19 protein-coding genes and 1 tRNA gene are annotated in these 24,389 nt (G+C 33.3%); 9 read left to right on the plus strand and 11 right to left on the minus strand.

Annotated features, from left to right (window positions below):
• Positions 1–15: 15 nt before the first annotated feature.
• Both AABD74_RS15715 and AABD74_RS15720 read left to right on the plus strand, forming a co-directional pair.
• Positions 16–180, plus strand: a complete 165-nt coding sequence (locus AABD74_RS15715; protein WP_395412196.1) for a hypothetical protein — start codon at positions 16–18, stop codon at positions 178–180.
• The gene (locus tag AABD74_RS15720; RefSeq protein ID WP_406843514.1) at positions 177–1,727 is read left to right on the plus strand and encodes a recombinase family protein; all 1,551 of its coding nucleotides are present in this window, start codon (positions 177–179) and stop codon (positions 1,725–1,727) included. Before AABD74_RS15715 ends, AABD74_RS15720 begins: the two co-directional genes overlap by 4 nt.
• On the opposite strand, the gene AABD74_RS15725 is transcribed toward AABD74_RS15720, so the two are convergent.
• Positions 1,693–1,766: transfer RNA gene (locus AABD74_RS15725), tRNA-Arg, on the minus strand. The two genes, AABD74_RS15720 and AABD74_RS15725, sit on opposite strands and share 35 nt — an antisense overlap.
• Before the next feature lie 112 nt (positions 1,767–1,878).
• Here AABD74_RS15725 and AABD74_RS15730 point away from each other — a divergent pair.
• Complete coding sequence (locus AABD74_RS15730; protein ID WP_232678379.1) at positions 1,879–2,391, plus strand: adenine phosphoribosyltransferase; 513 nt, start codon at positions 1,879–1,881, stop codon at positions 2,389–2,391.
• A 194-nt stretch (positions 2,392–2,585) separates the two neighbouring features.
• Here AABD74_RS15730 and AABD74_RS15735 read toward each other — a convergent pair whose 3' ends face one another.
• Together AABD74_RS15735 and AABD74_RS15740 are read right to left on the minus strand one after the other, a co-directional pair.
• Positions 2,586–3,236: a response regulator transcription factor gene (locus AABD74_RS15735; protein ID WP_232678377.1), complete on the minus strand. Its 651-nt coding sequence runs from the start codon at positions 3,234–3,236 to the stop codon at positions 2,586–2,588.
• The gene (locus AABD74_RS15740; RefSeq protein ID WP_232678375.1) at positions 3,220–4,008 is read right to left on the minus strand and encodes a sensor histidine kinase; all 789 of its coding nucleotides are present in this window, start codon (positions 4,006–4,008) and stop codon (positions 3,220–3,222) included. Before AABD74_RS15740 ends, AABD74_RS15735 begins: the two co-directional genes overlap by 17 nt.
• A 147-nt stretch (positions 4,009–4,155) precedes the next feature.
• On the opposite strand from AABD74_RS15740, the gene AABD74_RS15745 reads away from it, so the two are divergent.
• Complete coding sequence (locus AABD74_RS15745) at positions 4,156–4,305, plus strand: hypothetical protein (RefSeq protein ID WP_406843515.1); 150 nt, start codon at positions 4,156–4,158, stop codon at positions 4,303–4,305.
• 330 nt (positions 4,306–4,635) lie between these two features.
• Here the strand turns inward: AABD74_RS15745 and AABD74_RS15750 are convergent, their stop codons facing one another.
• The 6 genes from AABD74_RS15750 to AABD74_RS15775 all read right to left on the minus strand — a co-directional run bounded on the left by AABD74_RS15750 (position 4,636) and on the right by AABD74_RS15775 (position 14,799).
• Complete coding sequence (locus tag AABD74_RS15750) at positions 4,636–5,070, minus strand: hypothetical protein (protein ID WP_406843516.1); 435 nt, start codon at positions 5,068–5,070, stop codon at positions 4,636–4,638.
• Positions 5,071–5,702: 632 nt separating this feature from the next.
• Positions 5,703–8,123, minus strand: coding sequence for a phenylalanine--tRNA ligase subunit beta (gene pheT / locus AABD74_RS15755; RefSeq protein ID WP_406843517.1), 2,421 nt, complete (start codon positions 8,121–8,123; stop codon positions 5,703–5,705).
• A 136-nt stretch (positions 8,124–8,259) separates the two neighbouring features.
• Positions 8,260–9,123 (minus strand): bestrophin family protein, encoded by an 864-nt coding sequence (locus AABD74_RS15760; protein ID WP_406843518.1) that lies wholly within the window; start codon positions 9,121–9,123, stop codon positions 8,260–8,262.
• A 27-nt stretch (positions 9,124–9,150) separates the two neighbouring features.
• Positions 9,151–10,461: a TolC family protein gene (locus AABD74_RS15765; protein ID WP_406843519.1), complete on the minus strand. Its 1,311-nt coding sequence runs from the start codon at positions 10,459–10,461 to the stop codon at positions 9,151–9,153.
• A 69-nt stretch (positions 10,462–10,530) separates the two neighbouring features.
• Positions 10,531–13,626: an efflux RND transporter permease subunit gene (locus tag AABD74_RS15770; protein WP_406843520.1), complete on the minus strand. Its 3,096-nt coding sequence runs from the start codon at positions 13,624–13,626 to the stop codon at positions 10,531–10,533.
• 114 nt (positions 13,627–13,740) lie between these two features.
• Positions 13,741–14,799, minus strand: coding sequence for an efflux RND transporter periplasmic adaptor subunit (locus AABD74_RS15775; protein ID WP_406843521.1), 1,059 nt, complete (start codon positions 14,797–14,799; stop codon positions 13,741–13,743).
• 571 nt (positions 14,800–15,370) lie between these two features.
• Here AABD74_RS15775 and AABD74_RS15780 point away from each other — a divergent pair.
• From AABD74_RS15780 to AABD74_RS15790, 3 genes are all read left to right on the plus strand, one after another.
• Positions 15,371–15,970: a TlpA family protein disulfide reductase gene (locus tag AABD74_RS15780; RefSeq protein ID WP_406843522.1), complete on the plus strand. Its 600-nt coding sequence runs from the start codon at positions 15,371–15,373 to the stop codon at positions 15,968–15,970.
• Between the two features lie 31 nt (positions 15,971–16,001).
• Positions 16,002–16,856, plus strand: coding sequence for a hypothetical protein (locus AABD74_RS15785; protein WP_232678358.1), 855 nt, complete (start codon positions 16,002–16,004; stop codon positions 16,854–16,856).
• 77 nt (positions 16,857–16,933) lie between these two features.
• Entirely contained in the window at positions 16,934–17,533 is a 600-nt protein-coding gene (locus AABD74_RS15790) for a PAS domain-containing protein (protein ID WP_406843523.1), read from the plus strand.
• A 252-nt stretch (positions 17,534–17,785) separates the two neighbouring features.
• Here the strand turns inward: AABD74_RS15790 and recG are convergent, their stop codons facing one another.
• Positions 17,786–19,894 (minus strand): ATP-dependent DNA helicase RecG, encoded by a 2,109-nt coding sequence (recG, locus tag AABD74_RS15795; protein WP_406843524.1) that lies wholly within the window; start codon positions 19,892–19,894, stop codon positions 17,786–17,788.
• A 223-nt stretch (positions 19,895–20,117) separates the two neighbouring features.
• On the opposite strand from recG, the gene AABD74_RS15800 reads away from it, so the two are divergent.
• Entirely contained in the window at positions 20,118–20,657 is a 540-nt protein-coding gene (locus tag AABD74_RS15800) for a DUF1697 domain-containing protein (RefSeq protein ID WP_232678352.1), read from the plus strand.
• Between the two features lie 87 nt (positions 20,658–20,744).
• Here the strand turns inward: AABD74_RS15800 and AABD74_RS15805 are convergent, their stop codons facing one another.
• Positions 20,745–21,488 carry a diphthine--ammonia ligase gene (locus AABD74_RS15805; RefSeq protein WP_406843525.1) on the minus strand — a complete coding sequence of 248 codons (744 nt, stop codon included), beginning with the start codon at positions 21,486–21,488 and terminating at the stop codon, positions 20,745–20,747.
• Between the two features lie 752 nt (positions 21,489–22,240).
• Between AABD74_RS15805 and AABD74_RS15810 the strand changes: the two genes are divergently transcribed.
• Positions 22,241–24,301, plus strand: coding sequence for a M1 family metallopeptidase (locus tag AABD74_RS15810; RefSeq protein ID WP_406843526.1), 2,061 nt, complete (start codon positions 22,241–22,243; stop codon positions 24,299–24,301).
• Positions 24,302–24,389 lie beyond the last annotated feature (88 nt).

Here is a 24,389-nt window from a genome sequence, read left to right on the forward strand (position 1 = left end):
TAAAATATTTTAGAGATGGAAGATGAAGAGGAAAACACAAGAGGGAGAATAACCCCAGAGAAAGCTATGAATATGTTAAACTCTGAGGGTATGAATGTTACAATTGAAGAAGCAACTGAAATTTTGCTATTTTTACGAAAAATGGCTCATGTAGCCGTATCTAAATTTTTGGAGTCATGAGTATTATAGCAGATTTATACATACGTGTAAGCACGGACGAACAAGCAGAGAAAGGTTATTCGCAGAGAAATCAGGAAGAAGTTTTAAGGAAATATTGCGCAATAAATTACATTGAAGTACGTAACGCTATTTATGAGGATCACTCCGCTAAAACGTTTAACAGACCGCAATGGAATAAACTTTTACTTAGTTTAAAAAAGCAAAAAAATACAACTGATCTAGTCTTGTTTACCAAATGGGATCGTTTTAGCAGAAACGCAGGAGATGCCTATCAGATGATAAGCTTATTGAGAAAGTTAGGTGTAGAACCTCAGGCGATTGAGCAACCTCTTGATTTGGCAATTCCAGAAAATAAAATGATGCTGGCTTTTTACCTAGCAGCTCCTGAAGTTGAAAACGATCGTAGAGCTTTAAATACTTTTCATGGAATGAGAAGAGCAAAAAAAGAAGGAAGATATATGGGGATTGCGCCGTTTGGATATGCAAATAAATCCAAAGAAGATGGAAGTAAATATATTGCACTTGTAGAACCTGCCGCCTCGGTTATGCGCTGGATTTTTGAAGAACTGGCTAAAGGAATATTCAATACAGAGCAAATATATCATATGGCGTGCAGGAGAGGATTTAAAAGAACTAAAAATAACATGTGGGGCTTGATAAGAAATCCTGTCTATTGCGGTAAAATATTTATACCGAAATATAAAGATGAAGAAAGTAGATTTGTTACAGGACAGCATGAGGCACTTATTTCCGAAGGGCTTTTTTATAATGTACAGGATATCCTAGATGGAAAATCACGTCTTTACAGACCTAAAATTAAAACCGTTGTTGATTTCCCATTAAGAGGCTTTTTTATCTGTCCAAAGTGTCAGAAGAAGCTACAAGGAAGTAAATGTAAAGGCAGACACAAATACTATCATTATTACCACTGTGAATCGCAGTGTAAGTTTAGAATTAACTCAAAAATCGCTAATGAGCTGTTTATTGAAGATCTTAATAAGTATCAACCTATAGCTGAAGTTAAAAAATTGTACAGCTCGATTTTGTATGAGACGCATCGTGATCTTGCAAATAACGCCGGCGAACAGAAAAGAAGACTTGTAGAACAGATAAAAGATTTTGAACTAAGATTAAGTAATGCAAGAGATCTTCTATTAACATCAAAAATTGAAGCTGATGATTATAAGCTGATGAAAGATGACTATGGTGCACGAATTGCAAACCTTGAACGCGAGCTATCAACAGTCACTAAAGATAAACATAGTATTGAAGAGCTACTGATAAAGGGAATTGACAATCTTATCAAGCTTAATGATTCTTATTTGAAAAGGGATTTATCTGATGCAAGAAGCCTAATTGGTTTAGTTTACCCCGAAAATTTCACAATTCACGAAAATAAAGTACAAACCGCTAGAGTGAACAAAATAATAGAGTCTATTTATCTCATTAATAAACAGTTAAAAGCAAAAAAAAACGGGACAAAAGATGGTTTTTATCTTTTGTCCCGAGAAGTGACCTCGACTGGATTCAAACCAGTAACCTTCTGAGCCGTAATCAGATGCGCTATTCAGTTGCGCCACGAGGCCTTTTTGTTTCATTGAGCTAATTTTCGTAGCTTTGTTGAACGCTGTTTGCGGGTGCAAATATAGAGATAAATGCGAGATAAACAAGCAAAAAATTACAGAAAAATAAAAAAAAATGAAGATTGAAAATTATATACGTGATATTCAGGGTTTTCCTAAAGAAGGAATTTTATTTAAAGATATCACTCCGTTGTTAAATGACGTAAAAGCAAGGCAGGAATGCTTATCTCTTTTGGTAAATTCTCTTAACGGACAGAAAATTGATAAGGTAGTAGGGGCAGAAAGTCGTGGTTTTTTCTTCGGGATGTTATTGGCACAAGAACTAAACGCAGGATTTGTTCCGGTAAGGAAACCTAAAAAACTGCCTTTTGAAACTATTTCAGCTTCATACGAATTAGAATATGGTACAGACAGCCTTGAAATGCATACGGATGCAATCAAAAAAGGTGACCGTATTTTAATTCACGACGATGTTCTGGCAACCGGCGGAACCGCAAAAGCAGTCTGCGAGCTGGTTGAAAAATTAGGCGGCGAAATCGTTCAATGCAATTTTTTAATGGAGCTGACTTTCCTTAACGGAAGAGAAAAAATAAAAGAGTTTCCCATTTTTGCAGTGCTGTCTTATTAATAAAAAGCGCTGGATTAATTAATTAAAGAAATTTTTAACACATAGAAACATAGGTTTTAAATATATAAAAGAATATAAAAAGAAACCAGTTTCTAACACATAGCTGTCTCTGTGTGTTTAAAATAAGTGAAACGCCTTTTTTCAAGGTATTAAATCTATGTTTCTATGTGTTTAAAATTATTTGCCCCAACAGGTTAAACAAACACAATTTTGTGTTTAACGGCATACAAAACCAAACCTATTCTCGTTTTTATCTCTAATTTATCAAATAAACATTCCCTGTAACCGTCAATGGTTTTAGGGCTTAAACACATTTCTGAGGCTATTTCTTTATACGTCATCTCAGTGCAGGCATGTTTAATAAACACCAGTTCTTTTTCTTTTAAACTGATTTTTTTATTATCGCTGTTGACTTTATTAACGAGCATTGCCGAAACTGATTCGGTAAAATAAAATCCTTTTTCGATAACACATTCAATGGCTTCCTTAAAAATTTCCGGTGATGTATCTTTTAGTAAATAACCTTTTGCTCCGTTAGTAATCATTTTAATAATAATTTCTTCATCATCATTTACAGAAAGCGCAATTACTTTTAAATCAGATCTGTTTTCTTTAACCCATTTCATCGTGCTTAGGCCGTCTAAAACAGGCATATTAACATCTAATAATACCAGGTCAATATTGGTATGGGGGTTTTCCTGAAGGTAAGAAATAAATACTTTTCCGTTTTCAAATCGCTCAATAACATCGTAGCCTCCAAAACTTTTTATCAAAAGTTCTAATGATTGGGAAAAAAGCTGATGATCGTCGACAATAATAATTTTACTTTTAATATTCGGTTTCATTGGTTGTGGTTAAAGGGTATTCTAAAGTTACAGTTGTTCCTGATGAATCTGATTCCATGATTAATTGGGCTCCAATAAGTTTAGCCCGCAATTTCATGTTGGTTAATCCTAATCCGGAATTTGCTTTAAGAGGATCATAGCCAATTCCGAAATCCTTTAATTTTAATTGAAAAAGAGTTTCAGTTGTTACAATATTTACTTCGTATAAATCGCTGTGAGAATGTTTTAGGCTATTATGTAAAGCTTCCTGAAAAATTCGGTAAATAAATAAATCATGCTCTTCACTTATCTTTGGGATTTCTCCAACTAAATTATAACGATACTGAATTTTTTTAAGTTTTTTTATACGTATTAAATCTTGTTTTATAGCTTCGATAAAATTGCTCTGCAGCAAATTATCTTTGTTAATGATACGTGATAAAATTCTGAGTTCATCTAATGCTTTTGCCAAAACATCCTTAAGATCTTTTAATTCCTTTACCTGAATGTTTTTACTGCTTATAGACATGTTGAGCTGCATAATTCCAACAGAAATAATCTGGCCGATATTATCATGAAGTTCTTTACTAATTTCAGAAAGCGTCTGATCTTTAATTTCGATTCGGGTTTTTACTAATTCAGATTGAAAATACATTTCAGATTCCATTTTTTCGACCAGGTAGCTGTTCTTCTTCTTTAAAAAATAAAAGAAAAGTACAAGTACAACGACCAGTAAAGTAAAAAAAACAATACCTAATGAAATAACTAATAATTGTATTTCTTTTCGCTCCATAAAAATCCTATAATATAACAGCTATGTGCTAAAAAATTTAAGATGAACAATACTAAGCTAAATACTGATTCGTCTTGTTTGATAAGAAACCAATTGATAGCCAGCATAAAAGGCGTAAAAGGAACATGAAAAACCAATATTCCTAAAATGTACCAGAAAAAAACAGATCGTTTGAAATTTAAAATTTTGTCTGAATTAAAAATCTCTACCAAATATAAGCAGGATAATATTAATACTAACATTACACCTATGGCAAAACTGTATGTAAACGAACGATTTGTATCTTCTTTAAAATAAATAATATTTAAAAAGAAAGAAACAATAAACAGGATCAAAAAGTAAACTGCCGTCATCCTGTAATTTATCTTCGACAAAAGGCTCCGCAGCAGCAGTATATAGGCAGAAAAGCTGACAAACATATAGAAATTATAGACATAATAATTTAGTAAGCCTGTCAAATAGGTAAAATAATATCCGACTAATTCTATTAGTGCAGAAAAAAAGATTAAAATTACTAAAAATTTAGCTTTATTACCAGGTAATTTATGCATAGAAATTAATCCGATGCTTCCTGATAATAAAGCTAAATAAATGATATACGATCTTAAAAATTCAAACATAATTTTATTAATAGATTAAGCTTGGCGGTCTACCGATATTACCGTAATTCATAGGCTCAAGAGTTTGAATATCAGCAGGGGCTGATTCCTGAACCATTGCAAAACTTTGAACTTTTGCGGTATTATTTTCAACTTTTTTTCCTGTCGGAACCAAGAATAGGGTTGTTAATCCGGCTTTATCGCCATGTTGTTCATCATCTGGATATACACCAAAATAAAAACGTATTCCATCTACGTTATATCCGTCTTTTGCGCCATTGGTTTTAATATAATGTATATAACTTTCTAAAGCTTCTAATGAATACCAGATAGCGTTTGCATCTTCTTTTTTAGCAGCTTTGCCAGTTAAGGACGCCGCTTTTTTATTGTTGTAGTTAACATTCAATTGCTTTGCAAATTCTTTAGTTATTAACTGACTAGGTTTTGCTGGTGGATTTTTCATTGTTATTTATGAATTAATTGGTTACTTGTTTAGTTTACAGTTTTTTTTAATTGTAGACGACAAAATTATTTGATGTCTAAAAACAACGCAAGGGGAAAAATACCCTTTTTTCTTCAGGTAAAATTATCTAAAAAAACGGGCTAAAATACTGCTTAATACTATTTTGCAATTAAATAATTTTACAACGTCAATTTTTAAGAGCAAAAACTGATGCTAAAAGCGCGTAAACAGCGGTAAAGAAAATTCTTTCAGCCAGAAGAAGACAGAGCGAAATTTATAACTAAGAATCAATAATTAACAATTAAGATTTGGAGATCAAATTTAGAATAGATATTTGATTAGTTAGTGTTTTTGTTTTTTGGTGTTTAAGGTTTCAGGTCTGGCAGCTTGTTAATTAACCGCAAAGTCCGCAAAGGATTACGTAAAGAAAGAAATGTTTTGAAGATGTGGGTCAACAAAAACTTTTCAAAAGCTTTGTGAAATTCTTTGCGAGTTTTATGGTAAAACAATACTCAGGCAACCACCTGAAACCTGAAACTTAAAAAAAACTTGAAACATGAGACTTGAAGCAAAAAAATAAACCCGACAAGTATAATACACCTGTCGGGTTTGTTATTTAATAACGTTAAGATTTATCTTAAACTTGCGCCAAGTTCAGTTTCAAAAGTCTGTTGTAATTTCGACATGATTTTGTCAATCTGAGCATCAGTAAGCGTTTTTGTATTATCCTGGATTGTAAAGCTCAACGCATACGATTTTTTGCCTGCCGGAAGTTTGTCTCCCTGATAAACATCAAATAAATTAATGTCTTTTAAAAGAGCTTTTTCCGTTTGTCTGGCCAGGTTAAAAATACTTTCGTAAGTAGTTTTCTCGTCGATTAATAAAGCTAAATCTCTGCGAACTTCCGGATATTTAGGAATCTCTGTATATTTAATTTTTCCTGTAATGATTTTTAAAATCAAATCCCAGTTGAAATCAGCATAATAAACATCTTGCTTAATCCCAAAATGCTTTAAAATCGATTTTTTCACAACTCCCATTTCAACTAATGTATCATTGTTGTAGCAAATTGAAGTTCCTTCTGAGAAAACATCAGATTGTACCGGGGCATTTGAAATTTTTTCAATTCCCAAACGAACCAGAATACCTTTTACATAACCTTTCAATAAGAAGAAATCAGTTCCTTTTTGCGGCATTGTCCAGCTTTCTTTATTTCTGTTTCCAGAAATAGACAAAGTTAAATGTTTGTGTTCTTCGTAACCGTTTAGGTATTTGTGATATGATTTTCCAAATTCAAATAATTTTAAATCAGAATTTTTTCTATTGATATTATATGAAATCGCTTCAAGAGCAGAAAATAATAATGATTGACGCATTGTTGATAAATCACTGCTCAAAGGATTTAACATTGTTACATTGTGTTCTTCTTTTAAAACAGTCGATAATTTTGCATACGCGGCTGTTGTTAAAGAGTTTGCCATCATTTCATGAAAACCTTGAGAGTTTAATTGAGAAGCGATAACATTTTGTACTTTATAATCTTCTGTTCTTGGAGAATTGGCTACCGTTGCATTGAATTTTTTAGAAAACTCAATATTGTTGTAACCATAAACTCTTAAAATTTCTTCGATAACATCAATTTCTCTTTGAACATCAACACGGTACGCCGGGATTGTTAAGCCTAAACCGGTATCAGAAACGCTGTTTACTTTAATATCTAAAGAAACCAGAATTTTTTTGATGGTATCTTTTGGAATTTCCTGTCCGATGATTTTAGAAACGTGGCTGAAATTCAATAAAACCGAAAAATCTTCTACTTTTTTAGGATAAACTTCTACAACATCGCAAGTGATTTTACCACCTGCAACTTCCTGAATTAAGATAGCTGCACGTTTTAAAGCATACTCTGTAATAGTTGGGTCAATTCCTCTTTCAAATCTAAAAGAAGCATCGGTATTCAATTGATGTCTTTTTGCTGTTTTACGAACGCTTACAGCATCAAAATAAGCACTTTCTAAGAAAATAGAAGTTGTACTATCAGTAACGCCAGATTTTTTTCCTCCAAAAACACCTGCAATACAAAGCGGTCCTTTTTCGTCGCAAATCATTAAATCCTCAGCATGCAATGTTCTTTCAACATCATCAAGCGTAGTGAATTTTGTTCCTTCTGGCAATGTTTTTACAATTACTTTTCCGGTAATTTTTGCAGCATCAAAAGCATGAAGCGGCTGTCCTAATTCGTGTAAAACATAATTAGTAACATCGACAATATTATTTTTTGGCGTTAAACCAATCGATTTTAAACGATCCTGAAGCCATTTTGGAGATTCGTGAACCGTAATTCCTGAGATAGTTACACCGCAGTATCTTGGTGCTAAAGCAGGTTCTTCAACATTAACATCAATTTTAAGCGTACGCATATCTACTCTAAAATTGCTTACAGATGGCGTAATCAATTCAACATTTACACCTCTTTGAAGCATTCCGGCTCTTAAATCACGTGCAGTTCCAAAGTGGCTCATTGCATCGGCACGGTTTGGTGTTAAACCAATTTCAAAAACTTCATCATCGGCAATTTGAAAAACTTCAGAAGCCTTAGTTCCCGGAACCAAGTTTTCTTCCAAAACCATAATTCCGTCGTGACCAGTACCAAGACCTAATTCATCTTCGGCACAAATCATTCCGTGGCTTTCCTGTCCGCGAATTTTACCTTTTTTAATAGTAAATTCAACACCATCTTTATCATATAAAACGGTTCCAATAGTTGCAACAGGAACTTTTTGTCCGGCAGCCACATTTGCTGCACCGCATACAATTTGTACAGGGGCCTCTAAACCAATATTTACTGTAGTTACTTTTAATCTGTCGGCATCAGGATGTTTTTCGCAGGTAAGTACATGTCCTACAACAACCCCTTCTAATCCGCCTTTAATTGACTGGTATTTTTCTACAACTTCAACTTCAAGACCCAAATCTGTCAATAATTCAGAAGTTTGTTCAGATGTCCAATCAGTTTTAATGAATTGTTTTAACCAGTTGTAAGATATTTTCATGTTAGTTTTATTCTTTTATCAGGATACAAATATAAGGATTGAGAATTGTAGTAAGAAAGAATTTATTTTGTTTTTTCTGACTTAAAACGTTTGATAAGCTCAAAATAATGTGTTACTCTTTTGAGTTTTAGTTCGTTTAAATCAATTCTTCGATATGTTTTTTGATGTTTTCAGAAATCTTTTTTGTTGGAAGATCGTTTTCGTCATCTCCAAACGGATCTTCGATTTCTTCTGCAATAAGCTCCAAACTTGCCAAAACATAAAATATAAAAACGACAACCGGCGCTACAAAATATCCCAGGCTAATAGAATACCCAAACGGAAGCGTCATGGTATAAAAGAAGATAAATTTCTTGATAAATGCGCTGTAAGAGTAGGGAATAGGTGTGTTTTTAATACGCTCGCACGCACCGCAGATATCTGTAAATGACTGCAGTTCATTATTTAAAATAATTAATTGATCGCCGGTAATTTTTTTTGCATCATACAAATCATTGATTTTATGATACATGATTTTTTTTAACTGATTTGGTTTGTGTTTATGATGATCTATTTCTAAATCAACATCTTCAAAAAGCTGTTTACTGGTATCGGCATCTTTTAAATGTTTGTGCAGAATATCAGCATACAGCGGAATAAATTTTTTAAAGAAACTCCTGTCGTTTTCGTCTTTTAAAATAGCCGAAAGTTTTATAGCCAGATTACGGCTGCTGTTTACGAGACCTCCCCAAAGTTTGCGGCCTTCCCACCAGCGGTCATAAGCGGTATTTGTTCTAAAAACGAGCAATAACGAAATTACAAAACCAAGCATTCCGTGCATGATAGGAATGTTATGTATATAATCGTTTTTGCCAACTTTAAAGTATTCAACTTCCAGATAACCAACGGCTGCGGCATAAATACCAATCGCAAGCATGATTGGTAAAAGTTTTCTAACGGTATCAGATTTATGAAAATGGAATATAAATGTAAACCATTCTTTGGTATTATAAGAGATCATCTAAGTTTGTTTTGAAACAAATTTAGTTTAAAAATTAATATTTCCTGCTAATTCTTTTAAGGCAATTTCAGATAATTTTGCTTCGTATTGTGCGTTGCTGTAACGAACTTTTGCGTTTACATAATTTAGCTGAGCTGTTCTAAAATCAATGGTTGTAATAGTTCCAATTCTAAATTTATCTAAAGTAATTTCTAAATTTTGTCTGGCAATTGCTTCGTTATTTTCTTCTAAATCAATTAATTCTAAATTGGTTAAATACGTTTGAAAAGCTGTGCTTAACTGCGTGTTCAAAATCATATTTTGCTGATCGATAGCAATTTGAGAATTTTCGATTTGAAGCTTGGCTACTTTTTCATTTCGATGCTGGTTAAATCCGTCAAAAATATTCATCGAAGCATTAAAACCGTAGGTAAATCCTCTTGAAGAGTTTTCGCTTGTAAATCCTAAACTTGACTGACTTTCGGCAAAATTATAACCCGAAGTTAAATTTACAGTTGGGTATCTACTTGCTTTTACTTGTTTAAGCTGTAATTCGGCAATACGTTTATTGATTATCTGCGATTCTAAAGCCGGATTTTGTTTTTGTGCCAAATCCATTAAATCGGCCAAAACCAGTTTTTCATCAACAGTAACGATATCAGTCACTGTGAAGTTGATTTTAGGGTCACGGGCAAGATATTGATTCAATAATATTTTAGCATTAGCATACGATTCTTTTTGTCTCAATAAAGTAACCTGATCTGTATTTAAATCAACCTGTGCATTTAAAACTTCTAATTTTGAAGCTTTACCAATAGTGAAACGGTTTTGTGCTAATTCTACTCTTTGTTTAGAAATTACAATTGTAGTATCTAAAGCGGCTAATTGATGCTGTTGCTGCACCAAATCGTAATAAGCAGAATTTACCTGACCAATTTTTACGAGAATTGTTCTTTTTAATTCGGCATCGCCTAATTTTTGAAGTTCTTTTAACTGATCGTATCGGGCAAACATTCTCATTCCGTCAAAAACCGTCCAGCCTAAGCTGACTCCATACGTTAAACTGTTGTTTTTTGCATTGTTTAATGTAGTCGATGTTCCGTCCTGACGCACCTGAGTTGAGTTGGTAACACTATTATTGTCTACAATATTTGCTGTAGCGGTTGGCAGTATGCCCGCATTTCCAACAGTAACATTTGTTTCGCTTATTGTCGAATTATTTTTGGCAATTTTAATCTCAAAATTATTTTCTAAAGCGATTTTCATTGCTTCTTCAATAGTCAAAACTTCTTGTGCATTTGTTTTAACAATGCAAAAGAACAGAACTATTAAAGTGCAGTATATATTCTTAATATTCATGTTATTTTTCTTTTGCCCCGAATTCACGAATTAATTTAATAAAATTCTGAATTCGAGGCTAATAAATATTTATTTACTTTCTTTTTCGTATTCGTCGATACGATCAAATTCAGGATAATGTTTTCTGGCTTTAGACCACATAAAATAAATAGCCGGAATAACAAAAAGGGTCAAAGCAAGAGAGAAAATTGTTCCTCCCACAATTACAACTCCCATACCAATTCTACTGGTAGAAGCGGCTCCAAGTGACATTGCAATTGGCAGAGCACCTAATGCAATCGCTAAACTGGTCATTAAAATAGGTCGTAAACGTGCTTCTGATGCTTCGAGAATGGCTTCCATTTTTGGTTTGCCCTGTTCTCGTAACTGATTGGCAAATTCGACAATCAAAATACCGTTTTTTGTTACCAGACCAATAAGCATTACAGTTCCAATCTGGCTGAAAATATTCCAGGTCTGGTTGAATAACCAAAGTGAAAATAAAGCTCCCGCAACCGCCATTGGCACCGTTAATATGATAATAAACGGATCGATAAAACTTTCAAATTGTGCCGCAAGAATCAGGAAAATCAATAATAAAGCTAATCCAAATGCAAAAGAAGTATTTGAGCTGCTTTCGACAAAATCTCGCGATTCTCCACTTAAATCTGTTGTAAAACTGTCGTTTAAAACTTTAGCTTTAATTCTGTCCATTTCCTGAATACCATCATTGATGCTTTTTCCCGGTGCTAAACCTGCAGAAACAGTTGCAGACATATAACGGTTATTATGGTACAATTGCGGCGGATTACTCTGCTCTGCAACATTTACAACGTTATCCATTTGAATTAACTGCCCGCTTTTGTTCTTTACAAACATCGACGTTAAATCCAGAGGTTTTGATCTGTCTTTTTGATCAAACTGACCAATAACCTGATATTGTTTTCCGTTTTTAATGAAATACCCAAAACGCTGCCCGCTTAATGAAAGCTGTAAAGTCTGTGCAATATCTAAAATCGAAATACCTAAACTTTCTGCTTTTGCACGGTCAATACTTACGTTAATTTCAGGTTTGTTGAATTTTAAATTAACATCGGTAGTGGAGAAAACGTCGCTTTTACCAACTTCATCCATAAAAACAGGAATTTTTTCTTTTAATCTTTCAAAATTCGGAGCCTGGATAATATATTGAATCGGCAGACCGCCGCGTCTGTTTACGGCAATTGTAGGCTGCTGTGTTACAGAAGTTTTAGCATTAGGATATTGTTTTGTCCATTTTGTTAATTCGTCTGCAATATCTTTTTGCGATTTTTTTCTTTCGTCGACATCCTTTAATGCAAGCCTCACTAATCCGCTGTTAACCGAATTTGAACTAAATCCGGGAGAAGTAATTACTAAACTCACTTTTTTCTCTGGAATAGAATCATCAATTAATTTTGAGATTTCCTGCATAAAGCGGTCTGTATATTCGTATGAAGATCCCTCGGGAGTTGTCATACGCATGGTTACAGCGCTTCTGTCATCATAAGGAGCTGTTTCTTTTGGCAGAATGGTAAAGAACAAATAAATCAATCCAAAACAAACAATTAAAATTGGGAAACTAATCCATTTTTTGTCCATGAATTTAGTTAGAGCCTCAGCATAACCGCTGTTTAATTTTTCAAAGAAAGGCTCCGTTTTAGTATAAAATTTTGATTTTTTCTGTTCGCCGCCTTTCATTAAATAAGCATTTAACATTGGCGTTAAAGTCAATGATACAAAGGCAGAAATTAAAACGGCTGCACCAATTACAACACCAAATTCCCTAAAGAGCCGGCCTACGAAACCTTCTAAGAAAATTACCGGTAAAAATACCGCCGCAAGTGTTACCGAAATCGAAATTACGGCATAGAAAATCTCATTAGAACCTTTAATTGCCGCTTCGATTGGCGACATTCCTTCTTCGACCTTTTTGAAGATATTTTCGGTAACCACAATTCCATCATCCACAACCAAACCTGTTGCCAATACAATTGCTAATAATGTTAGGACATTAATTGAGAACCCAAAAAGCCACATGATAAAGAAAGTAGCAATCAATGAAACCGGAATATCAATTAAAGGCCTGAACGCAATTGCCCAGTCTCTAAAGAAAAGATAAATAATGATGATTACCAGAATAATCGAAATCCCTAAAGTTTCGGCAACTTCAAGTACTGATTTTTTTACGAAAATAGTATTGTCCAGCGCAATATTCAGTTTAATATCTTTTGGAAGATCCTTTTTAAGAGCTTCGTATTTTTTGTAAAATTCTTTCGAAATATCTAAGTAATTAGCTCCCGGCATTGGCACAATTGCCAAACCAATTAATGGAAGTCCTGACTGGCTTAGTTTTGTTTCTAAATTTTCAGGTCCTAATTCTGCCCCGCCCACATCGCTTAAACGAACGATTTTATCCCCGTCGGTACGAATAATAATATTGTTAAATTCTTCGGCTTTTGATAAGTTACCAATTGTTTTTACGGTTAATTCGGTATTATTTCCAGTCAGTTTTCCCGAAGGTAATTCGACATTTTGTGCATTTAATGCATCGCGAACTTCGGCAACCGTACAGCCGTAGGCCGTTAATTTTACAGGATCGATCCATAAACGCATTGCGTAACGTTTTTGACCCCAAATCTGCACGCTGCTCACACCCGGAATTGTCTCTAATCGCTGAGAAATAACATTTTCGGCATAATCACTTAATTCTAAAGAACTTCTGGTGTCACTTTGAACAGTCATCGAAATAATAGCGTCACTATCGGCATCTGCTTTTGATACAACAGGAGCGGCATCAATATCCTGCGGTAAACTTCTAATGGCTTGTGAAACCTTATCACGAACGTCGTTTGCAGCTTCTTCTAAATCTTTATCAAGATTAAACTCAATGGTAATATTACTGCTTCCCTGATTACTTGAAGAAGTAATATTTCGTATTCCGTCAATAGCATTTACAGCTTTTTCAAGAGGTTCAGTAATCTGCGATTCTATAATGTCGGCGTTAGCACCTGTGTAACTTGTTCTGATAGAAACCTGCGCCGGGTCGATCGAAGGAAATTCCCGCACACCCAAAAATGTATAACCAATAAAACCGAATAATATGATTAATAAATTCAGTACAATGGTTAAAACAGGTCTTCTTATACTTGTAGTTGATAAACTCATTTGTAATTTTAGATTTTAGATTGTTGATTTTAGATTTCAGATTTATTGCTAAATCTTACCGCCATCTTTAAATCTATATTCAAGTCTTATGACTTTGGACTTTCGGCTTTATGACTATTTTACTTTTACTTTAATAGGTGCTTCATTTTTTAATGACATAACACCGCTTGTTATTAAAGTATCTCCGGCTTTTAATCCTGATAAAATCAAAATAGAAGCGTCAGTTCTTGTTGTTGCATCAACCATAACTTCTTTGGCTTTACCCATGTCTGCAATAAAAACTTTTTTACCGTCTTGTACAGGAACAATAGCCTGAGAAGGTACAACTATGGCATCTTTAATAATGTTTAATGGTAATTTTACATCGGCAAAAGTTCCCGGAAAAAGTTTCCCGTCAATATTATCTGCAATGGCACGAATTTGTAAAGTTCGCGTTGAAACTGCCACTTCTGGCTCAATTGCGTAAATTTTTGCTGAATAGGTTTTATCTGAACCAGAAACTGTAAAATCGATTGTTGAACCGGATTTTACCTGCGATGCATATTTCTCAGGAATTGAGAATGTGATTTTTAATTTTCCTGTGTTGACCAGTTTTGCTACTAAAACTGTTGGTGTAATATAGGTTCCCGGTGAAATAGAACGCAGACCCACTTTTCCTGAAAAAGGTGCTTTTACAGATGTTTTAGATATTTGCGCTCTAATTAATTGACTTTGAGCCTGTGCCGAAGCATAATCTGCTCTTGCAACATCTGCTTCTTCCTGACTGATTGCTTCTTTTTGAAGTAAAAGTTTTGCTCTTCTTTCATTTTCTGCAGCTAAGCCTTCTTTGGTTACTGCTTGTCTTAATTGTGCTTTTAATTCGATGTCGTTTACTTTAAAAAGTATCTGACCTTTATTCACGTAACTTCCTTCATTAAAATAAATGCCTTCTACAATTCCCGAAACTTCACTGTGAATTTCAATTTGTTCGTTTGCTTCGATTGAACCTGATAAAGATAAGTTGTTATCAAATGTCGAAGTTTTAACTACAAGTCCAGTGACTGTTGTTGGTTTATCTTTGTCGCCAAATTTTTTTGATTCGTCATTTTTGCTTTTATTGGATATTATCCGATAGGTAATAAATCCTCCTAAAACGATGATTATCAAGGCGTAGATTAGGTGTTTTAATTTCATAAAATTTAGGTGAATGTTTTTTTGTTGTATTTTTTTGCAGCTAACAAATTTAACTTTTTGTACTGAAACCAAAAGGCGTTAGCTTTTATTTAACACTTGGATTACTATAATTTCAAATCGCTTTTATGAGCTATAACTGCCAAAGTTTGCTTTTAGACTTCTCTTTTGAGAAAAGGTTTAAATATAAATGCTGCTTTTTTTTAATAATTCTTAACAGCTTTGATAGTTTTTTATCTATATATCTTGTAATCAAACTGATATGTTTGTGTTTGGTATAAAAGTAAAATTTTATGTTTTAATTTTTATTTCCTTTCATCTCCAATGATTGCTCATACTTCATAATTTTTTTTCGCATTTGTCCGATTTTTTTTGCACTTTATCGAATTTATTTGTAACATTACTATGTTAAACAAAATGCCGGTTTTGCCAATAATAGGTATAAAATACTGTAAGATTATTTGCTTTAATAATAGGTTAGATGTAGTTTTTTAGGTTTTTTACAGAAATTATTTAATAATTATATTAACAAGTGTTTATATTTTTTGCTCTTAATTACTAAAAAAATAATAATATGAAGAAAAAAATACTCTTAGCTTTATGGTTTACACTTTTACTATTTTCAGTTGGTTATCTTTTTTGGCAGAATGAATTTAAATATAGTCTGCCAACGCCAATTCCGAAGAATTACCATGCTATCGCAATGGGTTCTAAAATTGATTTGTCGCAATGCTGCGCATTTGATAACAAACCTGTTTTTTTTCATTTCTTTAATCCGGATTGTCCTTGTTCACGCTTCAATGTTCCGCATGTAAGTGATTTGATAAAGAAATATGGTGATAAAGTCAATTTTAAAATTGTTGTTTTAAACAAAAAGAAGACTTTTTCTATTGAAGAAATTCAGCAAAAGTTTGGAGCGCATATTCCAGTTTATTTTGATGAAGGCATAGCTCAAAAATGCGGTGTGATTTCGACCCCGCAGGCTGTTCTTTTAGATGCCGGTCATAATTTATATTATCGTGGTAATTACAATAAAACTAGATATTGCACAGATGCTGATAGTAATTATGCCCAAATGGCGATCGATTCGCTGTTAAAACAAAATATTTCGCCCTCATTTAATGCTTTAGCCCTCAAAGCTTACGGATGTTCATTACCAAATTGCACTAAATAAAATCTATCACTAACCTAAAAATTTTTAACCTATGAAAACAAAAGCCAGTTTAAATGAGCAAGATTATCTGCATAATTTTATGTCAACTATGACACAAAAATCAGATACTATTATTAATTATGTTCTCGCCGTTTATTTTCTCCTCGGAATCGGATTGTCCTTTAAATATGATACATTCGAAATAGGAGTGGGAGTTGGAACACTAAACCTTTTGGCATATTATTCGGCCAAGTTTTTTGTAAAGAATTCCAAATTTTATCAATACGTATTGTCGATTGTGCTGGCGATATTTATGGCACAGTATATTTATCAAATGCACGGTTTATTCGAAATGCATTTTACAGTTTTCATTGCCAGTACCATTTTAATTATTTATCAAAACTGGAAACTGCAGATTCCGTTAACACTTCTGGTTGTACTTCATCACGCCGGGCTGGCTTATTTGCAAAACTTTGTTTATAATGATGCAAACGGACTTCAGATTTATTTTTCTCAGGTAAATTTTGATTTAGAAACACTTATAATTCATACTGTATTGGCAGCTGTTGTATTTTTTATGAACGGATATTGGGCTTATTATTTTAAAGAACACAGCCACAATCATATTTCTAAAATTTCTGATGAATATGAATTAGAAAACATGAAACTGGCATCTGCAAAATATAGTTCACTGTCGGCTACAAAAGAATATAATGACTTTATTCACAGAACAACTTTAGATTTAAAACTTCCGGTAAATTCAGTTTTAAAGTTAATTGATGTTTCAAAAGGACATACTGATAATGATAAGCTTTTGACGTATTTGGAAATGATGCGTGAGAGCGCTAAAAAGATTGATGATTTAGTAAATGATATTCATGTAAAGTCTACTAATTCAAGAAATTAAATGCTGTAAAAACAACTTTAAACAAACATTTTTACACATACAAATACGATTGTTTATTAATTATTTAGTAGAAATTTATGGATACGAGATTTAACCGCCCAACGCCTTCTGACAGAGAAGTTGATTGGAATAAAAATAAAGTATTACTCAGTAAAACAGATAAAAACGGAACAATTCTGTATGCCAATGAAGATTTTATTGATGTCTCAGGGTATGATGAATTTGAACTTGTAGGGCAGCCTCATAATATTGTGAGGCATCCTGATATGCCAAAAGTGATTTTTAAATTCTTATGGGACAGTATAAAATCAAGTGAAAACATCCATGTTATCATAAAAAATATGGCAAAAACCGGCAGGTATTATTGGGTTGTAACCGATTTTAAAATTATTGCCGATGCTGATGGAGATATTGTAGGCTACTTTGGAACCAGAAAATCTGTTCCCGAACCTCTCATTACAAAATTTATTGAACCGCTGTACAAAAAACTCTTGCAGATTGAAGAAGCAAGTGGTTTAAATGCTTCTGAAGAATATTTGGTTGGTTTTTTAGAAGAACGTAAAAAAACATATATGGAATATGTCGATCATTTAATTGCTACAGGAAAGGATGATAAAAATAAAATAAGCAAGGGCTTATTCAGCGGTTTATTCGAAAAAACTCCGCCCAAAAAATAGTTCAATAAAGTATGCTTCATTGTGTCGGCGCAATATTCAATCAAAAATTTGACCCCCAACAAATCTAATCACCTGAATATTTAAAAGTTATTAAAGTTTAGATGCAGTGGAGTGTATTTTTTTTGAAGGTTCAAAGTGACAAAGGGACAAAGGTTATTTTGGTTTCATAAGCCTTCGACTTCGTTCAGGATGACATTCGTCAAGTTAAAACCCCTGAACCTTTGTCACTTTGTATCTTTGTCACTTTGACCCTTACGAAATATAATTCCAAATATTTTTCTTCTTTGTTAATTCGATAAATACCATTTTTAAAATAGCATGTTCCGGTTTTTGTAAGGGAGCATCTTCTTTTAAAATTTTTAAGGCGTAGTTTCGTGCCAATGATAAAATGTCACGATCACGAACAATATCAGCTATTTGCAGGTTTAAAACACCGCTTTGCTGCGTTCCCATTAAATCTCCGGGACCGCGGAGTTTTAGGTCAACTTCGGCAATTTCAAAACCATCGTTGGTCTGCACCATTGTTTCCATTCTCGTTTTACTGTCGGCGCTTAATTTATGGCTTGTCATTAAAATACAATAACTCTGTTCGGCACCACGGCCAACGCGTCCGCGTAACTGGTGCAATTGCGACAAGCCAAAACGTTCGGCACTTTCGATAATCATAACACTGGCATTTGGAACATTTACACCAACTTCAATTACAGTAGTTGCCACCATAATATTGGTTTTTCCTTCAGAAAAGCGTTTCATTTCGGCATCTTTATCTGCAGGTTTCATTTTCCCATGTAGAATCGAAATCGAATATTGAGGCAGCGGAAAATCTCTCGAAATACTTTCGTAACCGTCCATCAAATCTTTGTAATCCATTTTTTCAGATTCCTGAATTAATGGATACACAATATAAATCTGTCTTCCTTTGGCAATTTCATCGCGCAGGAATTTCCAGACTTTTAATCGGTTAGTGTCAAAACGATGCGCTGTTTCAATTGGTTTTCTTCCAGGTGGTAATTCATCGATAACAGAAATATCGAGATCGCCGTATAAACTCATAGCCAAAGTTCTCGGAATTGGCGTTGCCGTCATAACCAAAACATGCGGCGGAATATCATTTTTCTTCCACAATTTTGATCGCTGTTCAACACCAAAACGATGCTGTTCATCAATAACCGCCAAACCTAAACTTTGAAATTTTACTTTATCTTCTAATAAAGCGTGCGTTCCAATTAAAATCTGCAGATTCCCATTTTCAAGTTCTTCATGAATAATTTTCCTTTCAGAAGTTTTAGTAGAACCTGTTAATATTTTGATATTGATGTTTAGTGTATTAGCAAATTTAGATAACCCGATAAAATGCTGATTTGCCAGAATTTCTGTCGGTGCCATTAAACAGGCCTGAAAACCATTATCGATTGCTAAAAGCATGCTCATAAAAGCTACAATCGTTTTTCCTGATCCAACATCTCCTTGAAGCAATCGGTTCATTTGGGCGTTGCTTCCCATATCTGAACGGATTTCTTTTATTACTCTTTTTTGAGCATTTGTCAGATCAAACGGAAGATGATTTTGATAAAAATCATTAAAAAATTCACCCACTTTTGTAAAAGGATGCCCTTTTATTTTATGTTTCCTGATTAAGTTTTTAGTTATTAATTGTAATTGAATAAAAAACAATTCTTCAAATTTTAATCGGAATTGGGCTTTTGCCAAAGCATCAGTACTTTTAGGGAAATGTATATTAAATAAAGCCGCTCTTTTAGGAATTAACTTTAATTCTTCAATTAAATATGCCGGAAAAGTTTCGGTAAACAAAGCCTGAGTTTCAATAAACAATTGTTCCATTATTTTATTGATCGTTCTGTTTGAAATTCCGCGGTTTGTCAGTGTTTCTGTAGAAGGATAAACCGGCTGCATGGCAGAACGAAGGCTTTTTTCATGTTCGCTCAACAATTCAATTTCCGGATGCGCCATACTAAATTGACTTCCGTACAAAGAACATTTTCCAAAAATAACGAGCTGTTCGTTGAGTTTTAAGCTTTCGCGAATCCATTTATGTCCCTGAAACCAGTTTAGTTCAATCATTCCTGTATCATCAACAAAACTTGCGACTAGGCGCTTTTTGTTTTTGGCAAATTCAACCGTTTTTATGTTGATGATTTTTCCAATAATCTGAACCTCTGCTCCCGTATTTTGCAGTTCATTAATCTTATAATAACGAGTCCTGTCGATATATCGGTTTGGATAAAAATTGACTAAATCTCCGTATTTATGAATTCCTAATTCCTTACGAAGCAATTGACCGCGGCTTGGGCCAACACCTTTTAAGTATTCGATAGGAGTTTCAAGGAGATTGTTAGACATTTATTAATTTTAGATTTTAGAGTTTTAACTTTAGATTTTGGAATTGGAATTTCTATTTTGGGATTTAATTTGAAAAGCGAAGATAAATTTTAATTAGGAATTTTGAAAGTCTGAAATAATTGCTGATAGCTGTTTTTTGATGACAAAGGCAGAATTCATGTTGTGGAGAAAAATTGGTGAAGACGAATAGTTTTAATATTATCTTTGATTAAAATTTTAAAAAATGACGACACATTTAGCTCTTCTTCGCGGTATCAACGTTTCGGGCCATAATATGATGAAAATGGACGCTTTGAAAACAATGCTGGAAAATATTGGCTTTCAAAATGTTCGAACATATCTGCAGTCCGGAAATGTTTTTGTTGATAGTGAAGATGATGCTGCAAAAGTGGGTTTTATAATCAAACAGGAAATTTTTAAGGTTTTTGGACATGAAGTTCCTGCAATTGTGATTTCAAAAAAAGATTTAGAGCTGAGTCTTGCAAACAATCCATTTTTAAAGGAAAAAGATATTGATGCCAAAAAGTTGTATGTAGTTTTTGTTGCTATTGCCTTAAAGAAAGAAAGCATACATGATTTAAAAATCAGTCAGTTTAAACCAGATGAAGCAAGCATTGATGAAAACAGGATTTACATTAAATACGCCATTGGTGCAGGAAAAACTAGACTTGAACTGAAATACATAGAGAAAAAACTGAATGTAATAGGAACAATGCGAAACCTGAATACGGTTACGAATTTATTATCAATGTACAACGAATAGTTTTTGCCGCGAATTACACAAATTTCCACGAATTGATTTGTGGAAATTTGTGTAATTCGCGGCAAACTATTATGCTCAGCCTGACAATTACTTAGGGATTAGGTCACAATACCAAAATCCAAAATCAAAAGCATCTGCAGTATTTGTGTCACAGGCTTTATTTGAAGAATCCTGAGTTTTTGGTTTTTCATATTTTCGATAAACAATTTCACCAATTTCAAAATCAATAGGTTTAGAAAAAATTGGCCCATCAAAAGTAAAAGTGTGAAACTCTCCGTTTTCACCGCAAACATCAACGTTTTTAGGTAAATCATTTATAAAGTCCTGATCGATAATTCGACCGACAAAACTTTTATCCAAATATCTTTCGTTTACACAAACAACAATTGTTTTAAAACCAAGCGAAATAAATTCCTGAATTAAATCGAGAGATGGAATTTTCCAAATAGGGAAAACGCCTTCAAAGCCTATTCTGGACAATTGTTCTTCACGATATTTTCGTAAATCTTCCAGAAAAATATCTCCAAAAACAGAGTACATAATTCCTTGATTTTTTAATTCCGTCAAAGTTTCTGTCATTACGGTTTCGTAAACTTCCATTGTTGGCATTTCTGGAACCTGCATGATTTTTAATGGAATTCTGATGCTTTCTGCCTGCGCCTGCAATAATTCAACACGAACGCCATGCATTGAAATTCGCTGATATTGCTGATTCACGCTTGTTAATAAACATTCAATTTTAAATTCAGGATTTTGAAGAATCTTGTATAATGTTAGGGCAGAATCTTTTCCGCTGCTCCAGTTAAATAAGGCTTTTTTTGTTGTAGGCACGTTTGGTTATTTTTGTATGGTAAACTTACAAATTTCATTCGATTTGTTGGTGGAACCTTTGTAACTTTGAGTTTTTTATACGCCAATTGATGACATTATATAAGAACAAATTAAAAATCGATTCCAATCGATTAAAGGATTGGGATTATTCATGTGAAGCAGTTTATTTCATTACGATGGTTACAAAAGATAGAGAATGTATTTTTGGCTCTATTGAAGATGGAAAAATGATTTTAAATGAAAATGGAAAGATTGTAGAGAATGAGCTTTTGAAAACGATAAAGATTCGTAAAAATTGGTTTTTTCATAATTGGGTTGTCATGCCAAATCATATTCATTTATTAATTGAAATTCAAGGAAATACATCGCATATTGAACCGTCACAGATTACAACGTCGTGTATTAACACGTCGTGTATTGTAGAGACGCACAGCAGTGCGTCTACGTCCGGCATATCCACAACGAATGAAACGCAATCTTTGTCGACAAACTTTGCGGAGACGCACTGCTTGCTGTGCGCCTCTACAGAACCAATCTTTGCAGACATTCTCTTGCAAACCAAATTCCATTTCATCATTTGTTGCTGTTTTTAAATCGATTACGACGAAACAAATCAATGGTTTTGAAACGATTTGGCAGCAAAACTATCACGATCATATTGTTAGGAATTACAAAACATTTGAAATAATTTATGATTATATTAAAAATAATCCAATATCTTGGGATACGGATTCTATAAATTCACAATTGCAATGAAATACATTTTCTTTTTTATAACCACTTTCATTTTTGCACAGCAAACCAAATATGTTGATTTTAAATCGGTTTCGGGACAATTAAATATTGTTGATTCTCAAAAAATAATTTACGGACAAGCAGATTACGATTTTGAGGTTTTGCAGCCTATTGATACCATAAAAATCGATGCCAAAAACATGCAGTTTACAAATGTTCAAATTGATGGAAAAGATGTAATTTTTATTTATACAAACAAAGAATTACAAATAATTAACAATTTTCAGAAAGGAAATAATCATTTGACTTTCAGTTACAACGTAAAACCAAAACAAGCCTTGTATTTTGTAAATATTGAAAATGACGATATTCAAATCTGGACGCAGGGACAGGGAAGATACACCAGCAACTGGTTTCCGAGTTTTGATGATGTGAACGAAAAAGTAATTTTCAATCTTGGAATAACTTATAAAAAAGAATACCAGGTTGTTTCAAACGGAGTTTTAAAAAGCAAAACCGAGAAAGATAATCTGGTACATTGGCAATACCAAATGGAAAACCCGATGAGTTCTTATTTACTGGTGCTTTCTATTGGAAAATATGATAAAAAACAATTTACATCTAAATCTAAAATTCCGTTAGAATATTATATTGAAAACAAAGATGAATCGCGTTTTGAACCAACATATCGTTATTCGAAGCGAATTTTTGATTTCCTGGAAAAAGAGATTGGAGTAAAATATCCGTGGAAAGTTTTCAGACAGATTCCGGTCCGCGATTTTTTATACGGCGGAATGGAAAATACGACAACTACACTTTTTACCACACGTTATGTAGTTGATGATATTGGTTTTATAGATCGAAATTATACTAATGTTGATGCACACGAATTGGCACATCATTGGTTTGGGGATTTAATTACAGCCGAAAGCAGTACGCATCATTGGCTTCAGGAGGGTTTTGCAACTTATTATGCATTATTGGCTGAAAGAAACATTTTTGGAGATGATTATTTTTATGCCAAATTATATGATACGGCGCAGCAGATAAAATTTGCCTCAAGAACAGACACTATTCCAGTTTTAAATGGAAAAGCCAGTTCGCTCACTTTTTATGAAAAAGGTGCGTGGGCACTTTTCGTTTTACATGAATCTGTTGGAGATAAGGCTTTTAAAAAAGCGGTAAAAAGTTATTTGAAAAAATACGCATTCAAGAATGTAAACACACAGAATTTCTTTGACGAAATTAAAAAGGTTTCCAATTTTGATTTGGTTCAGTTTCAGAAAACCTGGCTGGAATCTACAGCATTTGATACGCCGACAGCCAATGCTTTATTAAGTAAAAACAATGCAATTAAAGTGCGTTTAGAAGTAGATAAATTAAAGAAAACGCCTTTGAAAGAAAAGCTTGATTTCTTTGTTAAAACAATAGATTCAGACATTCATCATTCAGTAAAAGAAGCTGTTATTTCGCAATTGCAAACTGAAAAATACGAAGACAAGAAAGGATTATTATTGAAAGCACTGCATCAAAATAATGTGCAGCTTTGCCAGACTTTAGCAGAAACTTTATCTAAAATACCGGAAGATTTCAGGATAGAATATGAAACGCTGCTTGATGATAAATCATACCAAACACAGGAAGTTGCATTATTCTATTTATGGAATAACTTCCCGAATCATAGAAAAGAATATCTTGATAAATCGAAAAACTGGATTGGTTTTAACGATTATAATCTTCGTACATTGTGGCTTTCGCTTGCTTTATCTACACCGGATTACAGCAATAATCCTGAGGAATTAATAAATGAATTAATTGCTTTTTCCACAACAAAATATGAAGCGACTACACGTCAGAATGCATTAGAAAAATTAATTGCTTTTAAGTTTATTAATGATGATGTTCTAACCAATTTAGTTAACGCTACAACGCACCATATGTGGCAGTTTTCAAAATTTGGAAGAGATTCGATCAGGGTTTTGTTAAAAAATTCAGAAATGCGTGCTTCATTTAGTAGAATTTTACCTAATTTGACACCCGATGAACAGTTTCAATTGAATCGTTTATTAAAAGAATAGAACATAGAGAATAGATTAAAAAAATAGATTAAAGAAAATAGATTTCTAGGTTGAGTCTATATTCTGTTTTCTTTCCTCTATTCTCTAA

The sequence above is a fragment of the Flavobacterium soyae genome (assembly GCF_045348165.1).
Taxonomy (GTDB): Bacteria; Bacteroidota; Bacteroidia; order Flavobacteriales; family Flavobacteriaceae; genus Flavobacterium; species Flavobacterium soyae.

Bases quoted from the DNA above. Each gene is read 5' to 3' on its own strand.
- AABD74_RS15715 (WP_395412196.1), top strand. From the start codon at position 16: ATGGAAGATGAAGAGGAAAACACAAGAGGGAGAATAACCCCAGAGAAA.
- AABD74_RS15720 (WP_406843514.1), top strand. From the start codon at position 177: ATGAGTATTATAGCAGATTTATACATACGTGTAAGCACGGACGAACAA.
- AABD74_RS15730 (WP_232678379.1), top strand. From the start codon at position 1,879: ATGAAGATTGAAAATTATATACGTGATATTCAGGGTTTTCCTAAAGAA.
- AABD74_RS15735 (WP_232678377.1), bottom strand. From the start codon at position 3,236: ATGAAACCGAATATTAAAAGTAAAATTATTATTGTCGACGATCATCAG.
- AABD74_RS15740 (WP_232678375.1), bottom strand. From the start codon at position 4,008: ATGGAGCGAAAAGAAATACAATTATTAGTTATTTCATTAGGTATTGTT.
- AABD74_RS15745 (WP_406843515.1), top strand. From the start codon at position 4,156: ATGTACCAGAAAAAAACAGATCGTTTGAAATTTAAAATTTTGTCTGAA.
- AABD74_RS15750 (WP_406843516.1), bottom strand. From the start codon at position 5,070: ATGAAAAATCCACCAGCAAAACCTAGTCAGTTAATAACTAAAGAATTT.
- pheT (WP_406843517.1), bottom strand. From the start codon at position 8,123: ATGAAAATATCTTACAACTGGTTAAAACAATTCATTAAAACTGATTGG.
- AABD74_RS15760 (WP_406843518.1), bottom strand. From the start codon at position 9,123: ATGATCTCTTATAATACCAAAGAATGGTTTACATTTATATTCCATTTT.
- AABD74_RS15765 (WP_406843519.1), bottom strand. From the start codon at position 10,461: ATGAATATTAAGAATATATACTGCACTTTAATAGTTCTGTTCTTTTGC.
- AABD74_RS15770 (WP_406843520.1), bottom strand. From the start codon at position 13,626: ATGAGTTTATCAACTACAAGTATAAGAAGACCTGTTTTAACCATTGTA.
- AABD74_RS15775 (WP_406843521.1), bottom strand. From the start codon at position 14,799: ATGAAATTAAAACACCTAATCTACGCCTTGATAATCATCGTTTTAGGA.
- AABD74_RS15780 (WP_406843522.1), top strand. From the start codon at position 15,371: ATGAAGAAAAAAATACTCTTAGCTTTATGGTTTACACTTTTACTATTT.
- AABD74_RS15785 (WP_232678358.1), top strand. From the start codon at position 16,002: ATGAAAACAAAAGCCAGTTTAAATGAGCAAGATTATCTGCATAATTTT.
- AABD74_RS15790 (WP_406843523.1), top strand. From the start codon at position 16,934: ATGGATACGAGATTTAACCGCCCAACGCCTTCTGACAGAGAAGTTGAT.
- recG (WP_406843524.1), bottom strand. From the start codon at position 19,894: ATGTCTAACAATCTCCTTGAAACTCCTATCGAATACTTAAAAGGTGTT.
- AABD74_RS15800 (WP_232678352.1), top strand. From the start codon at position 20,118: ATGACGACACATTTAGCTCTTCTTCGCGGTATCAACGTTTCGGGCCAT.
- AABD74_RS15810 (WP_406843526.1), top strand. From the start codon at position 22,241: ATGAAATACATTTTCTTTTTTATAACCACTTTCATTTTTGCACAGCAA.